Genomic DNA, 14,204 nt, shown 5'->3' with positions numbered 1-14,204 from the left:
CCCCTGCCCCAACCCCCGCCAAGCCCGAACTGGCCCGCTCCCTGGGCCTCGTCGGCGCCGTCCTCCTCACCCTCTCCTGCCTGACCCCGGCCAGCTCGCTGTTCGTCATCGTCCCCGGCCTGTTCGCCACCCAGGGCACCGGCACCGCCCTCACCCTGGCGATAGCCGGCGTCCTGTGCGTCGGCGTCGCCTTCTGCTACTCCGAACTGGGCACCTTGATCCCCTCGGCCGGCGGCGAGTACGCCATGGTCGGCTCGCTCCTGGGCCGGGTGGCCGGCTGGCTGACGTTCTTCCTGGCCGGCGTCGCGGCGTTCATCATCCCGCCGATCATCGCCATCGGCACCGGGGAGTATCTGCACGCGGCCATCCCCGCGCTCCCGGTCAGCGGCGCCTATACCGGGGCGTTCGTGATGGCCGTCTCGACCGTCATGGGCGTCTTCGACCTGCGTGCCAACGCGTGGATCACCGGCGTCTTCCTGGTCCTGGAAGTGGTTGCGGCCGGGCTGGTGGCCGTGCTCGGCTTCGCCCACAGCCATCAGAGCGCCAGCGTCCTGATTCACCCGGTTGTCGCGGACGGACCGCACACCACCGCGCTCCCTTTCGGCACCCTGATGGTCGGTCTAGCCGTCGCCTTGTTCGCCCTTCAGGGTTTCGCGACAGCTGTCTACCTCTCGGAGGAGATCCAGAAGCCACGCCGCGACGTCTCCCGCGCCGTCCTGTGGACGCTCGCCCTCGGCGCCGTCGTGGTCATCGTCCCGACTGTGGCTATCACCCTCGGCGCGGGCGGTGCCAGTGCCCTGACCGGTGCGGATTTCGACCTGATCGGTCTGGTCAAGACCTGGAGCAACGGGCCGGTCGGCGCCTTCGTCGCCCTCTGCGTCGCCGCGGCCATCGTGAACGCGGCGATCGTCATGGTGATCCAGAACTCCCGCATCCTGTTCGCCTCGGCCCGCGACAAGGCGTGGCCGGAGCCGGTGAACCGGGCGCTCGGCACGGTCTCGGCACGCTTCGGCGCGCCGTGGGCGGCCACGCTCGCGGTCGGCGCGCCGGGTGCCGCGCTGTGCTTCGCGCCGGTCGACACGCTCAACGGCGTCACCGGCGTGGCGGTGACCGGGCTGTACCTGATCGTCGCGGTGGCGGCGCTGGCCGGGCGGCGGGGGCCGTACAAGGCGCAGAGCGCGTGGCGGATGCCGTGGTGGCCGCTGGTGCCGGTACTGGTCGTGGCCAGCCTGGTCGGCGTGTTGTTCGAGCTGTGGCGCAGCCAGCCCTCGGACCTGTACTGGACGCTCGGCGCCACTGCCGCGGCGGGCTTGTACTGGTTGCTCTACCTCCGTCCGCGCGCCGCGACCCGGTGGCTCATCGACGCCGACCCCGGCCGGGAGCCGGGCTGACAACTCCCCGTGGGAACTCCAGGAACTGGGAAAACCCATTCCGGGAGATAGTCGGCTCGCTACGATGCGTAGCTATGGGGGAAGACGATCAGGTGGACGCCGGTGCCGCCGCCCTGGCCGCCCGGATGCTGGAGCGCACCGGGGAGTTCGCGGCGTCCGTCGCCGACCGCATCAACACCCTCGTGCCCGTCTACGCCGAACGGGTGCCGCTGGAGGTCCTCCAGGCCTCGGTCGCGGCCCACTATCGGGTGCTCTTCGACGGGCTGCTCGACCCGACGCTCGAAGACAGCATCCCGGCCGACGTCGCCGGTCGTATGCGGGCCGCCGAGGGTGTGCCGATGTCGGCGGTGTTCGAGGCCTACCAGATCGCTCTGTCCTTCATCTGGCGGCACCTGGCCGAGGCCGCCGAACGCGACGAGGTCGCGCCGCGGGTGGCGGTCCGCGCCGCCTCGGAGCTGTGGCGGCGGTTGTCAGGGTTCACCGATGTGATGTCCGACAGCTACCGCACCGAACTCGCCGCCCGGATCCGCAGCGAGGAACAGCGCCGCTCGGCCCTGATCCAGGCGCTGTTGGAAGGGCATCTGTCCGAACCGCAGGTGTGGGAGGCCGCCGACGCGCTGCGGCTGCCGCATCAGGGCCCGTACGTGGTGATCGCCGCGCGGGTGGCCGGGGCCGGCGAGCACGGCCTGACCCGCGGGATCGAGGAAGGCCTCCAGCGCCAGAGCATCACCTCGGCCTGGCGGCTGCTGCACGACGTCGAGATCGGCCTGGCCAGCCTGCCGCGCCCGGCCGACCAGCTGGACGTGCTGATCGACGCGCTGGCCACCGGCAGCGTGGGCCGGGTCGGGGTCAGCCCGCTGTTCGACGACCTCACCGGCACCTCGCAGGCCCTGCGCCTGGCCCGCATCGCGCTGCGCGGCGCGGCCAGCCCCGGCAAGGTCGTGGTCTTCGGCCGCGACTCGCTGTCGGTGGCCGCCGCCAGCGCACCGGACGTGATGGCCCGGTTATCCCACGCGATCCTGTCCGGGCTGGAGAGCATGCCCGCCGAGGACCGCGCGATCCTGCTGGACACCTTCGGGGCCTGGCTCGACCACAGCGGTTCCGCCGACGAGGCCGCGCGCCGGTTGTACGTGCACCCCAACACCGTGCGCTACCGGCTGCGGCGGCTGGAGGAGCGCACCGGCCGGACGCTGTCCGACCCCCGGCACGTCGCCGAGCTGAGCCTGGCGTTCGAAGTGGAGCGGGGCCGCGTGGCCTTGCTGGCTGACGGCGACGATCCGGCCGCCGAACGCTGACCGCTGACCTCTGACATCTGACCTCGTAGTGGCTGGCGCAATAGCCGCGATACCAGACGTCATATAAAAGAAGCCTGATCAGATCGGCGGCTCCGGATCAGGTCGTCGGTTCCGGATCAGGGCGCCGGCTTCCGCCCGACACCGGCGAACCCATACGTCGCGATCCGCGCCAAATCCGAATCCGGCGCCGAGTCGGGCCGCCACTCGGCCACGGTGCTCAGGCCCGGTTCCAGCAGCTCGAAGCCTTCAAAGAACCGCAGCACCTGGATCCGAGTACGCGGAAAGTATTGCTGCGAAGTCCTCTGATATACGTCCTCTGTCGCATCGACCTTGTCCTCCCACTCCGGATCGTCGCCGGTGCCCAGATAGCTCAGCGCCAGACAACTGCCCGGCGCCAGCAGGTCGCGATACGCGGCGACCGCGCCGAACGGATCGTCCCGGTCGGAGAAGAAGTGCAGCACCGCGAGCATCAACACCGCGATCGGCTGTTCGGGGTCCAACACCGCGGCCAAGTCGGGGTCGCCCAGCACCGATTCCGGATCCAGCAGGTTCCCGGCGATCGCGGTGACCCGCGGATCGCCGCCGTCGGCCAGCAGCGCCCGGGACTCGGCGACCACGGCCGGGTCGTCGTCGACGTAGACCACCCGGACGTCCGGGGCGACCCGGGCCGCGACCTCGTGCACCGGATCGGCGGTCGGCAGCCCGGAGCCGATGTCCACGAACTGCCGGATGCCGTACCCGGTGGCCAGTTCCCGGACCACCCGGCCGAGGTAGTCGCGGTTCGCCCGCACCAGCCGCCGCTGGTCCGGATTGGCGGCGATCACCGCGTCGGCGGCGGCGCGGTCGACGGGCGTGTGGTGCGTGCCGCCGAGGAAGTAGTCGTACATTCGCGCCACGTTCGGGGTCTGCGTCGGGTCCTCAGCCATGCCCCCTGATGCTAGCCGCCGCCTGCGCCGGAAGCGCTGGTCCGAATGGGGCGCCGGAGCGGCGCGCCTCCCGGAAGCCGTCAGCGCGCCGCTCCCATTGTGGATCCGCACCCGAAGATCGGCCGAGGAACGGACCCCATGCGCAGAACACGTATTCACCTGTCGGGCCGGCCGCGGGCCCGACGCTGGGTCGCGGTCCTGGCAGCGACGGCTGTGGCCGGGTTGTCCGCCGGACCCGGATGGGCCGCGTCGACGCCCCGACCGACCCCGGCCGAGCTCCAGTACGCCGCCGGCCAGCCGGTGATGACCATCGACAAGACGGTCCGCGACGCGCCGGACCCGCTGGTCCCCGGCTCGACGTTCACCTACCACCTGACGCTGTCCTGCTCCTCGCTGCGCGACTCCTGCCAGGACGTGGTGCTCTCGGACACGCTCCCGGCGGAGTTCGACGTCGACACCCTGCCGGCCTCCACGCCGACCCGGGAAGTGAACTACGACCCGGCGACCCGCAAGCTCACCGTCACCTTCAAGACGCCGCTGCCCTCCCCGCCGAACCCGGCCGGCTCGACCGGCATCCCGGCCGGTGGCACCCAGGACGTCGACATCGTCATGAAGGTGCCGGACTCCGGCTCGTTGAAGAACGGCCAGACGGTCAACAACACCGCCACCGCCGCGGCCGCCAACGCCGACACAGTGCTGGACTCGGCGAGCGTCACGGTGACCATCCCCAAGCACGCCGACACCAGCGCCACCAAGAGCTGGAGCCCCGCGGCCAACGTCGCCACCCTCGGCGGCACCTCGACCGTCACCCTGGGCGCCGCGAACCTGTCCAGCAGCTCCACGCGGATCAGCCCGCTGGTGATCGAGGACAACAGCGCGGCGATGTTCGACGACTTCGACCTCACCGGCATCGGCCCGGTGCGGCGCATGCCGGCCGGCGCGGACCGGGTCACCGTGCTGGTGTGCACCAAGCCGATCGGCTCGCCGTGCTCGGACGCCGAGTACATCGCCGCCCCGGCCGTGCCCGGACCGGATCTGTCCCTGCCCGCCGGGGTCAGCCCCGGCCAGGTCACCGGCATCAAGTTCGAGTTCGCCAACGCCGCCGGCACCCCGCTGCCCTACGACGCCACCGGGGCCAGTGTGCCGATCGAGGTGAAGCTGCGGAACACGGTCCGCTCCACCGGCGCCCCGCTCAACCCGCCGGCCCGGCAGACCATCCGCGACTGCGCGACGCCCTCGGTGAAGGACACCGCCAGCGGCTTCACCATCCTCGGCGAGCAGGCCTGCGCCACCCACGACATCCTGCCGAACATCGCCACGGTCGACGTCGCCAAGCGCTTCTACCCCGACGCCAACGGCGACTTCTCACAGAACGGCATCGCGGTCGTCGGGCAGCACTCCGGAGTCACCGCGAACGTCACCGCCAAGAACACCTCGCCGTTCCCGGTCCAGTCGCTGACCATCACCGAGCCCTCGGACAGCACGGCCGCGCAGTTCGACGCCGTGGACGCCAAGACCGTCCGGCTGACCTTCCCGGCCGGCGCCACCTCGGCCGAGCTCTCGGTGACCTGCGGCGACGGCACGGTGCTGCCGGTGCGCACCTTCACCGCCACCGCCACCGTCCCCACCGGCTGTCCCGACGGCAACCCGCCGAAGCGGATCTCGGTCACCTACAAGGGCAGCATCGCGCAGGGCGCCACCGGCGCGCTGGCCGTGCACGGGACCCTCAACGGCAAGGAGACCAGCGCCGGGGTCCGCGACTGCGCCGACGCCTCGGCCACCAACCCGGCCAACGGCTCCGGCACCGCCGCCGGACTTACCTGCGCCACCTTGCCCGTGCAGGAACCGAATTCGTCCGGCAGCGGCTCCAAGACCTCCTCGCAGGCCGAGATCCCGCCGGGCCAGCCGGTGTGGTTCACCGTGGACTACAACAACACCGGCAACGTCCTCCAGCCGAACGTCGTGCTCACCGACCCCGCCGACCCGACCGCCACCGGGAACCCGTTCGACCTGGTACAGATCAGCGACGTCCAGGTGGTCGCCTCGCCCACCACGCTGCCGGTGACCATCGAGCTCTTCGACCCGACCACCAAGGCCTGGGTGCCCTACGTGCGCGGCGACACCGGGCTGTTGGCGATCGCGCGGGGCGTGCGGTTCGTGGCCGCCGACGGCGTGCCGCCCGGCGGCCGGATCACCGGGCACATCCTGGTGGCGTTGCGGGACGGCGTGGAGCCGGGGCAGAACGTGCACAACTGCTTCAGCACCTCGGTCGACAACAAGGTCACCGACAACCGCTGCACCGACGTCGCGACCGGTCCGGCGCGCGCCGGGGCCTCGCTGACCAAGTCCCTGAGCCCGGCGACCGTTTCGCGGCCGGTGCCCGGGCTGGCGCCGCAGACCGTGAACGCCCGGCTGACCGTGGTGAACACCGGGAACGTGAGCCTGAAGCAGCTGGTGCTCACCGATGCCGACCCGGCGTTCTTCGACGCGATGACGTTGACCGGGATCACCGGGGTCACGTTCCCGCCGGGGGCGAATCAGGTCCAGGTGGACGCGTGCGCGGTGTGCGGGGTGAACCCGACGTGGGTGCTCGGCTCGCCGACGACCAGCACGACGCCTTCGTTGCCGTCTGGAGTGAGCGCCGCCGACGTGCAAGGGCTGCGCGTCACCTTCACCTCGACGTCCGGCGGCTATGACATCGTTCCGCAGACCTCCGCGCCGAGCGGCGGTCGCTGCGCGATGTCAAGCTTCTGCTTCACCGTGCAGCCGCGCGACGGCCTGCGGTCGGACCCGGGGACGCCGATCCCGGACACCGTCTCGGACACGGTGACCGGCGCGGGGGAGAGCCGATTGCAGAATCCCGGGCAGACGTTCCCGATCCCGCCGGGCAGCGCGACGGTGAACGTGGTCACCGGTACGCACCGGCTGAAGGTGGACAAGGAGCCGCCGGACCAGACGGTCAGCCCGGGCAACCCGGCGTCGTTCCAGTTGGTCACCACGAACACCGGCACCGCGCCGATCCAGGACCTGTCGATCGTGGACGCGATCCCGGGCGGCCTGGTCTTCGACGACACCTTCGCCGGGACCGACGGCTATCCGTTCACCATCGGCTACACCGGCCCGACCGGGACGCTGAGCCCGATGCCGTCGCAGGTCACGTTCCAGCCGGCGCGCGACGCCAGCGGCAAGATCGTGGGGCTGACGTGGAAGTTCCCCGGCTTCACGTTCTATCCGACCGGGACGATCACGATCGGGTTCCAGGTGAAGCTGGCCGGCGGGATCGCGGCCGGGACGCGGATCACCAACAAGTACGCGGCCGGGTCGGACACGCAGGAGGGGATCACGTGCGACCCGTCCTCGCCCCGGCTGACGGTGCTGAACAACAACCCGGCAGTCGGTCCCGGCACGTTCTGCCAGTCGCAGGCCGATGTGGTCGCGCGGCCCGGGGCTTCGTTCGACGCCGCCAAGTGGGTGGCCGGGGATCCGGCGCTGGGGTTCCAGGACAGCTTCACCGGGGCGACGTATCCGGTGGGCGACGCGCGGTGCCCGTCGCTGGTGTATCAGGGCACTACTTACACGCGGTATCCGTGTATCGCGCTGACGATGCCGGGCCAGAACTTCGAGTATCTGATCTCGATCACCAACCAGGGGACCGAGCCGGCCAGCTCGACGTCGGTGCTGGACGTGTTCCCGGCTCCCGGCGACACCGGTGTGCTGTTGGGGGACCAGGATCGCGGGACCACCTGGGACTCCGTTCCGCAGTTGGTCGGGCCGGTGACCTATGACGGGCCCGGCAACGCCACGATCACCTACTCGGCGACGGCGAACCCCTGCGGGCAGCGGATCGCCACGCCGCAGCGGCCTTGTCACGCGACGTCTTGGAACCCGGCACTGCCCGGGCACCCGACCGGGTTCGAGGCCGGGGTGGCGTACGCGCCGGGGCTGGCACCCGGGGCGACGGTGAGGTTCCGCATGACGTTCGAGGCGCCTGCCGACTTGAGTACTCCGGCATTCCCGGCGCCGGCGTGGAACTCCTTCGCGCACACCGAGACCGTCTCCACCGGCGCGCTGCCGGTGACCGAGCCGCCGAAGGCCGGGATCGGGTTGGTGTTCGGGAACGTGAAGGTCGCGAAGGTGGTGAACGATCCGCCGGACGTGCCGTTCGGGCCGTTCACCGTCGACTACTCGTGCAGCCTGACGACCGCCGGCGGGGTGACGCAAGAGGTACGGACCGGACGCGAAAGCCTTACGGAGGCTCAGCCTTTGTTCCTGACCGGCGTTCCAGCCGGCGCGGTGTGCCGGATCTGGGAGTCAGACGCGGCCGGTGCGGTGACCGACCACGGCCCCGGCGATCCGCTGGTGGTCACGGTCGCCGTGGCCGGCGGTGCGGACCAGGTGCAGCGGTTCGAGATCACGAACCAGTTCCCGCGTCGCGACCTGGTGGTGTGGAAGCGGATCACCGGGCCGGCCGCCGATGAGGTGGGGCAGGGGCCGTTCACGGTCACCGTCGACTGCTCGTTCCGCGGCAATCGGCTGCCGGGTTTCCCGAAGGATCTGACGTTCACCGGCAACGGGAGTCAGGCCTTGACCGGACTGCCGATCGGGAGCGATTGCGATGTGGAGGAGACGGACGCGGGCGGTGCCACGAGCCACGAGGAGTTCGTGACCAGCACCGAGCGGGCGACCGTGTTCACGTCGCACACCGGGTCGAAGCGCGACGAGCCGACCGCGGACACCCCGGCGCAGGTCGTGGTGGCGAACTCGTTCGAGCAGGGCGGGCTGCTGATCGTGAAGAAGCTGGAGGGGCCGGGCGCGGCCCCGGCTTCGCGGCGGTTCGGATTCCACGTGCTCTGCGACTTCAACGGGCGCAAGGGCGTGGTGGCGCGGGACGTCGAGATGGGCTCGCCGGACTTCCTGGTCACGGTCCCCGACCTGCCGGTCGGCGCCGTCTGCACGGTCACGGAGACGGACGCCGGCGGCGCCGACGCCCCGGCCGCGCCGGTCGGACCGCTGACGATCGCGCAGGGGGCGGCGAACGTGGTGTCGGCGACGCTCACGAACGTGTTCTCCGCCGGGCACCTGACGCTGGTGAAGCGGCTGGCGGGGGCGGGCGCGGCGGCGGCCAGGGCCGACGGCTTCGCGTACCCGCTGCACGTGCTGTGCACGGTGGACGGCGGCGTCGGCGCGTATGCGCTGGACGCGGTGTACCGGGTGAAGGCGGACGAACCCTTCGCGGTGCCGGCGCCGATTCCGGTGGGCGCGCGCTGCTGGGCTGGCGAGGTGGAGCGGCACGGCGCGGAGTCGGTGCACATCGACCACGGGAGTGCGGCTGACGCGGCGGTGGTGAGTGGCGCCGGGGCGGGGATCACGATCACGGCGACGAACACGTTCACCGTGCCGCCGGAGCCGGGGACGGCTACGGGGACAGGGACGCACGGCGGCAAGGGGCGGCCGATGCTGCCGGGGACGGGTGTGGGCGCCGGGGTTTGGGTGAGCGGCTGGCTGGCGCTCGGGTCGCTGGCGGTCGGGATCGGATTGGTTCGGGGTCGGCGGCGGGGAGCCGGGATGCGGTAGGTGGTGAGTGGTAGGTGGTGAGTGAGAGGCCCGGCTCGGGAGTTCTGAGCCGGGCCTCTTGCTTGAGGCCGATTACCAACCACCAACCATCTCACCTCACCTCACCTCACCTCACCTCACCTCACCTCACCTCACCTCACCTCACCTCACCTCACCGGCGCCCGCTCCCCAGACCCCCGCGCAACTAACCGCACCGGCACCGTCACCCACTCAGGCCCCCGCTCCGGCTCCGCCAGCCGCGCCGTCATCAGCTCCAGCGCCGCGTGTGCCATCGCCGGGCTGTCCTGGGCGATCACCGTCATCGGCGGGTCCAGCAGACCGGCCAGTGGGAAGTCGTCGAAGCCGACCAGCGCCGGCCGCCGGTCCCGCGGCACCTCGGCGGCCAGGTGCGTCAGTACTCCGAACGTGGTCGTGACGTTGCCGCAGACCAGCGCGGTGGCCGGCGATTCGGTCGACAGCACCGCGCGCAGCGCCTCGCTGATGCGTGCCTGCTCGGTCTCGCCGGGGTGGACCATGCCCGTCACCGGTCTGCCGTCGGCGCGTAGGCAGGCCCGGAAGGCGTCCGCGCGTTCCCGGGCGGTGAAGATGCGCTCATGGTCGCCGATGTAGGCGATGCTGGTGTGGCCGTGGTCGGCGAGTTGGCGGTAGGCCATGCGGATGCCGGCCGCGTTGTCCGCGAGGACGGCGTCGGTGGCGGGGCCGGCGATCGGGCGGTCGATGGCCACCACGGCGAGGCCGGCGGCCATTTCCGGGGCCAGGTAGGAGTGGTCGGGGCCGATCGGCTCGACGAGGACGCCGTCGAAGCCGCGGCGGGCCATCGACAGGACTACGGCGCGTTCGCGTTCTTCGTCGTCGGCGGTGGAGGCCGCGAACACGGTGAGGCCGGAGGCGTAGGCGCCGCGTTCGAATTCCGCCATCAGGGGATTGCGGGCCGACATCTCGCGGACCGCCACGCCGATGGTGCGGCTGGTGCCGCGCCGGAGTTGTTGAGCTTGTTCGTCGGGGCGGTAGCCGAGGGTGTCGATCGCGGTCTGGACCCGGCGGGCGAACTCCGCTCCCACCGTCGGGTCGGCGTTGACCACGCGGGATACCGTGCTCAGCGCCACGCCGGCCTCGCGGGCGACGTCCACCATGGTCGGGCGTCGGGAACGGCGCCCTGAAGCCTTCGTCATGAAAAGTCCGCTCCGCGGCCTGCCGTGACCTGATCGAGATGTTCTCAGGGGTTGACGATGCCTGGGGCCGCGCGCCTAGATTAACGCGAAAATAACGTTTTCTCAAAGCATGGTGCTCCCTCCCATCCGTGCCCTCCCGCGCCCCGCGCGGCGGACGCCTTGTCCCGAAGGAGTCAGGATGTTGTCTAAGGGTTTACGTCTGGCGTGTGCCGGCGCGGCTGTCGCGGTCGGTTTGACCGCGTGCTCGTCCTCCTCGTCCAGCGGCAGCGGCGGTAAAACGCTCAAGGTCGCCTACCAGAAGTTCGGCAACGAGATCCACGTCGACGCGCACATGCAGAAGGTGAAGGCGCAGTTCGAGGCCGCGCACCCGGGTATCAAGATCCAGCTGGACCCGATCAACGTGTCCGAGAACGACTACTACACCAAGATCGACCTGATGATGGGCTCCAGTTCCACGGCGCCCGACGTGGTGTACGAGGACACCTTCCTGATCAACTCCGACATCCAGGCCGGCTACCTGACGCCGTTGGACTCCTACCTGTCGACCTGGAGCGACTGGTCCCAGTTCCCGGACACCGCCAAGGCCGCGGCCCGCGGGCTGGACGGCAAGACCTACGGCGTCCCGATGGGCACCGACACCCGCGCGCTCTACTACAACAAGGACTTGCTGACCAAGGCCGGGATCGCGATGCCGTGGCAGCCGAAGACGTGGGCCGATGTCGTGGCCGCTGCTAAAGCGGTCAAGGCCAACGATCCCGGCGTGATCCCGATGAACATCTACGCCGGTAAACCCGACGGCGAGGGCAGCACCATGCAGGGCTTCGAAATGCTCCTGTACGGCACCCAGGACACGCTCTACAACAGCGCCAGCAAGAAGTGGATCGCCCCCAGCAAGGGCTTCTCCGACTCGCTCCAGTTCCTCAAGGACGCCTACAGCGGCGGTCTGACCCTGCCCCCGCAGCAGGAGCTGGACCCCAACGTCGGCAACGTGGTCGGCGGGCAGCTGCTCCCGCAGAGCAAGCTGGCCATCGACCTGGACGGCTCGTGGGTCACCAGCACCTGGACCCCGACCGGGGCCAAGCCCTGGCCGGCCTGGTCCAGCACGCTCGGTGAGGCCGCGATGCCGACCCAGGACGGCGGCGGCAAGGGCACCATGAGCATGTCCGGCGGCTGGACGCTGTCGGTGACCGCGAAGTCCAAGAACAAGGACCTGGCCGCGCAGTTCGTGGAGCTGGCCCTGAACAAGGACAACTCGGCGTCCTACGACGTCGCCGACGGCCAGATCGCGGTGCGCAACGACGTCGCCGCCGATCCCACGTACCAGAACTCCAACCCCACCACGGCCTTCTTCACCGGCCTGGTCCCGGTCACCAACTACCGCCCGGCCTATGCCGAGTACCCGAAGGTGTCCGACGCGATCCAGGTGGCGATGGAGGCGGTGATCACCGGGCAGTCGTCGCCGGCGGATGCCATGAAGTCCTATACCGAGTCGCTGAAGGGCATCGTCGGCTCTAGCAACGTGGCGGCGGGCACCAGCTGATGAGGTTCCGCGCAGCCATCGCCGGCGAGGACCTCGCGGCCGCGGCGATCGGGGGACCCACGTCCCCCCGCCGCGGCCGCGCGGCCCGCCTGACCCGGGCGACCCGGCAACTGCCGCTGGCGCCGGCCCTGATCATGCTCATCTTGTTCTTCCTGGGCCCGGTGCTGTGGAGCATCTACAGCTCGTTCACCAACGCCGCGCTCACCGGCGACGGCGCGGCGAACCCGCAATGGGTCGGGCTGGACAACTTCCGGCGCCTGTTCTCCGATCCCAACGTCACCAACGGGATCTGGCTCACGGTGGTGTTCGTGCTGGGCTCGGCGGTGATCGGGCAGAACCTGCTGGGGCTGGCGATCGCGCTGCTGATGCGCGGCCGGAACCGGTGGCTGCGCGGCACGGTCGGCGCGATCGTGGTGTCGGCCTGGGTCCTGCCGGAGGTGGTGAGCGCGTTCATCTGGTACGCGTTCCTCGGCCAGGACGGGACTTTGAACCAGGTCACGAAGGCCCTCGGGATCGGCTCGCAGGACTGGCTCTACAGCAGTCCGATGCTGGCCGTGATCATCGCCAACACCTGGCGCGGCACCGCCTTCTCGATGCTGGTCTACAACGCGGCCCTGGCCGACGTCCCGCTGGACGTCCAGGAGGCCGCCGAGCTGGACGGCGCCAGCGGCTGGCGGCGGCTGTGGTCGGTGACCCTGCCGCTGATCAGATCCGCGATCGTGACCAACCTGATGCTGATCACCTTGCAGACGCTCTCGGTCTTCACCCTGATCTACGTCATGACCGCCGGCGGCCCCGGCTTCGCCAGCTCCACCCTGCCGGTGCTGATGTACCAGCAGGCGTTCAAGTTCTCCGAGGTCGGCTACGGCACCGCGATCTCGTTGCTGCTGCTGGCGATCGGCGCGGTGTTCTCGTTCGTGTACGTGCGCGTCCTGAAGCCGGAGGCATGAGATGGGGGTGGACACACCAAGCCGCCGCGCGGCCCGCCTGGTCTGCGCGGGGATCCTGGTCCTGATCGGGGTGGCGTTCCTGGCGCCGCTGGTCTGGCTGGTGCTCTCGTGCTTCGACGCCTCGGCCCAGACCAACGTGAAGTTCCCGGACCACCCGAGCCTGGACAACTTCCGGGCCGTGATGAACACGGACATGCTGTGGCGGCCGCTGTGGAACGGCCTGCTGCTGTGCGGCGGGTCAGCACTGATCACCGTGCTGATCGCGACATTCGCGGCCTACCCGCTCTCGCGCTACCAGACCCGGTTCCGCAAACCGTTCCTGTACACGGTGCTCTTCGCGACCGGCCTGCCGATCACCGCGATCATGGTCCCGGTCTACGGCCTGTTCGTCCGGCTGCAACTGGTCGACTCGATGCCGGCCACCGCACTGTTCCTGGCGACCACCTCGCTGCCCTTCGCGATCTGGCTGATCAAGGGCTTCATCGACAGCGTCCCGATCAGCCTGGAGGAGGCCTCCTGGGTGGACGGGGCGAGCCCGATGCAGGCCCTACGCCACATCGTGGTGCCACTGATCGCCCCCGGCATGTCGGTGGTGCTGATCTTCACCTTCATCCAGGCCTGGGGCAACTTCTTCGTCCCCTTCATCCTGCTACAGAGCCCTGAGAAGCTCCCGGCTTCGGTCACGGTGTTCACCTTCTTCGGACAGTACGGAGCAGTCGCCTACGGCCAGCTGGCGGCCTACTCGGTGCTGTACTCGATGCCTGTCGTGGTCCTGTACCTGATCGTCTCGCGCACGATGGGAGGCGCTTTCCGGTTCGCGGGCGCGGCGAAGGGGTGAGCTGGCGCGGCGAAGGGGCGAGCTGAGGCGTCGACGGGGCGAGCTGGCGCGGCGAAGGGGTGAGCTGGGGCGGCGAAGGGGCGAGCTGGGGCGGGTAACCCGTGTCCCGACCCACCCTCCACACCGCACGGCGGCTAGGATCGGCCCTCAACAAGTTGTCGCCCCGCCCGGCCACCGGCCCGGGACCTTCAGTGGAGTGAGCAGTACGGACCGGTCCGGCGGACCCGACCAGGCCGGCGGCGAGCCCGACCCCGCCGCCGCCGGCTCCCGCACCCGCCTGGCCGGACTCGGGTGGTGGCCTTGGGCGGCCGGCGCGGCGCTGGCTGGGAGCCAGGTGCTGGTACTTGTGGCCGCGCCCCGGCACTGGCGGGTGGTGGGCGCGGGGTTGGTGGTGCTGGTGACGCTGGTGGCGGTTGGGTACGCGATGTTCGGGGGCGAGCAGAAGCGGTAGTTGGTTTGGTGGGGGTGGTGGCCGGTTTGCGGGGCGCGATGGCCGGTTTGCCGGGTGTGCTGTGGGC

Annotated in this window: 9 protein-coding genes; 7 read left to right on the top strand and 2 right to left on the bottom strand. The window is 70.4% G+C overall.

Going from position 1 to position 14,204, the window contains the following annotated elements:
- Both IZR01_RS41190 and IZR01_RS41185 read left to right on the top strand, forming a co-directional pair.
- On the top strand, positions 1-1,391 hold a 1,391-nt coding region (locus tag IZR01_RS41190; RefSeq protein ID WP_194927003.1), incomplete at its 5' end, for an APC family permease.
- 74 nt (positions 1,392-1,465) lie between these two features.
- Positions 1,466-2,686: a PucR family transcriptional regulator gene (locus IZR01_RS41185; RefSeq protein WP_194927002.1), complete on the top strand. Its 1,221-nt coding sequence runs from the start codon at positions 1,466-1,468 to the stop codon at positions 2,684-2,686.
- A gap of 116 nt (positions 2,687-2,802) precedes the next feature.
- Here IZR01_RS41185 and IZR01_RS41180 read toward each other — a convergent pair whose 3' ends face one another.
- Positions 2,803-3,612, bottom strand: a complete 810-nt coding sequence (locus IZR01_RS41180; protein ID WP_194927001.1) for an SAM-dependent methyltransferase — start codon at positions 3,610-3,612, stop codon at positions 2,803-2,805.
- Positions 3,613-3,750: 138 nt separating this feature from the next.
- Between IZR01_RS41180 and IZR01_RS41175 the strand changes: the two genes are divergently transcribed.
- Positions 3,751-9,186 (top strand): DUF5979 domain-containing protein, encoded by a 5,436-nt coding sequence (locus IZR01_RS41175; RefSeq protein ID WP_194927000.1) that lies wholly within the window; start codon positions 3,751-3,753, stop codon positions 9,184-9,186.
- Between the two features lie 146 nt (positions 9,187-9,332).
- Here the strand turns inward: IZR01_RS41175 and IZR01_RS41170 are convergent, their stop codons facing one another.
- Positions 9,333-10,358: a LacI family DNA-binding transcriptional regulator gene (locus IZR01_RS41170; protein WP_194899806.1), complete on the bottom strand. Its 1,026-nt coding sequence runs from the start codon at positions 10,356-10,358 to the stop codon at positions 9,333-9,335.
- 178 nt (positions 10,359-10,536) lie between these two features.
- Between IZR01_RS41170 and IZR01_RS41165 the strand changes: the two genes are divergently transcribed.
- The 4 genes from IZR01_RS41165 (at position 10,537) to IZR01_RS41150 (ending at position 14,137) form a co-directional block, all read left to right on the top strand.
- A complete protein-coding gene (locus IZR01_RS41165; protein WP_194899804.1) occupies positions 10,537-11,898 on the top strand; it encodes an extracellular solute-binding protein in 1,362 nt (453 codons plus the stop codon).
- A complete protein-coding gene (locus IZR01_RS41160; RefSeq protein ID WP_194899802.1) occupies positions 11,898-12,848 on the top strand; it encodes a carbohydrate ABC transporter permease in 951 nt (316 codons plus the stop codon). The genes IZR01_RS41165 and IZR01_RS41160 overlap by 1 nt, the downstream gene beginning before the upstream one ends.
- 1 nt (position 12,849) lies before the next feature.
- Entirely contained in the window at positions 12,850-13,686 is an 837-nt protein-coding gene (locus tag IZR01_RS41155) for a carbohydrate ABC transporter permease (RefSeq protein WP_194899800.1), read from the top strand.
- A gap of 196 nt (positions 13,687-13,882) precedes the next feature.
- Positions 13,883-14,137: a hypothetical protein gene (locus IZR01_RS41150; protein WP_194926999.1), complete on the top strand. Its 255-nt coding sequence runs from the start codon at positions 13,883-13,885 to the stop codon at positions 14,135-14,137.
- The last annotated feature ends 67 nt before the right edge of the window (positions 14,138-14,204 follow it).

This window comes from Catenulispora pinisilvae (assembly GCF_015356865.1).
Taxonomy (GTDB): Bacteria; Actinomycetota; Actinomycetes; order Streptomycetales; family Catenulisporaceae; genus Catenulispora; species Catenulispora pinisilvae.
This window is presented reverse-complemented; position numbering and strand designations above follow the sequence as displayed.

What these genes read in the sequence shown, in the direction of transcription:
- IZR01_RS41185 (WP_194927002.1), top strand. Translation starts at nt 1,466, where the DNA reads ATGGGGGAAGACGATCAGGTGGACGCCGGTGCCGCCGCCCTGGCCGCC.
- IZR01_RS41175 (WP_194927000.1), top strand. Translation starts at nt 3,751, where the DNA reads ATGCGCAGAACACGTATTCACCTGTCGGGCCGGCCGCGGGCCCGACGC.
- IZR01_RS41165 (WP_194899804.1), top strand. Translation starts at nt 10,537, where the DNA reads ATGTTGTCTAAGGGTTTACGTCTGGCGTGTGCCGGCGCGGCTGTCGCG.
- IZR01_RS41180 (WP_194927001.1), bottom strand. Translation starts at nt 3,612, where the DNA reads ATGGCTGAGGACCCGACGCAGACCCCGAACGTGGCGCGAATGTACGAC.
- IZR01_RS41155 (WP_194899800.1), top strand. Translation starts at nt 12,850, where the DNA reads ATGGGGGTGGACACACCAAGCCGCCGCGCGGCCCGCCTGGTCTGCGCG.
- IZR01_RS41160 (WP_194899802.1), top strand. Translation starts at nt 11,898, where the DNA reads ATGAGGTTCCGCGCAGCCATCGCCGGCGAGGACCTCGCGGCCGCGGCG.
- IZR01_RS41170 (WP_194899806.1), bottom strand. Translation starts at nt 10,358, where the DNA reads ATGACGAAGGCTTCAGGGCGCCGTTCCCGACGCCCGACCATGGTGGAC.